General features: G+C 49.2%; 1 pseudogene. It reads right to left on the bottom strand.

The features are described 5' to 3' along the window. Positions 1 to 26: 26 nt before the first annotated feature. Positions 27 to 826: pseudogene (locus tag GO755_RS41735) on the bottom strand (IS3 family transposase); the annotation flags it as partial.

Here is an 826-nt window from a genome sequence, read left to right as displayed (position 1 = left end):
TGAGGTAATCCCGAAAAGCGTTCCACTCAAAGATTGAGGATCGGACGTTCATTTGTTCTTCTTTCGACGCCCATTCCGGCCTCATCTGGCGTCAGTCCGCCCAGTGAACTATGAGGTCGAAATGCATTATATTCCACTCGCCAAGCCTCGATTTTTTCACGGGCATCTTCCAACGATAAAAACCACCGGGCCGCCGGAGCGGTGAGCGTTCAGGCACTCGTCGCGAAAACTCCCATTGAAGGATTCAATAAACGGGTTGTCGGTCGGTTTTCCAGGTCTGGAAAAATCCAGCGTTACTCCGTTATCATACGCCCACAAGTCCAGTGCCTTCGAAATAAATTCACTCCCGTTATCGACTTGAATCCTTTGGGGCACAGCCAAATCTACACTTTTTAAGTGATTCATCACTACTACTACGTCGCCAGCTTTTAATGATTGTCCGACGTGAATGGCTATGCACTGACGGCTATAATTATCCACTATAGTTAACGCCCGAATTTTTCGCCCGTCAAAAAGCTGATCGGCCACAAAATCCATGCCGCTACGGCGGACCGTTCCAGCACTGATGAATACTGGAGAGCTGGGGGCGATCTAACCGGTGGGCAGCGGCTCGGTTACGACGAGGCCGCTTGCTTCTAAGGTGCAATCCTTCCTCACAATACACCCTATAAACCCTTTTATGGTTATCTCGCCAACCTTCACGCCGTAATAAGATGTAGATCCGTTGATACCCATACCGAATACGTACTTGAGCAATCTCTTTAATCCGCTTCCGGATCACGGAGTCATCTCGACGACGAGACTTATACTGTAAGGAAGATCGACG

The organism is Spirosoma arboris, from assembly GCF_009754945.1.
GTDB lineage: Bacteria > Bacteroidota > Bacteroidia > Cytophagales > Spirosomataceae > Spirosoma > Spirosoma arboris.
The sequence above is the reverse complement of the archived record's forward strand: the minus strand, read 5'-3'. Positions and strand labels throughout refer to the sequence as shown.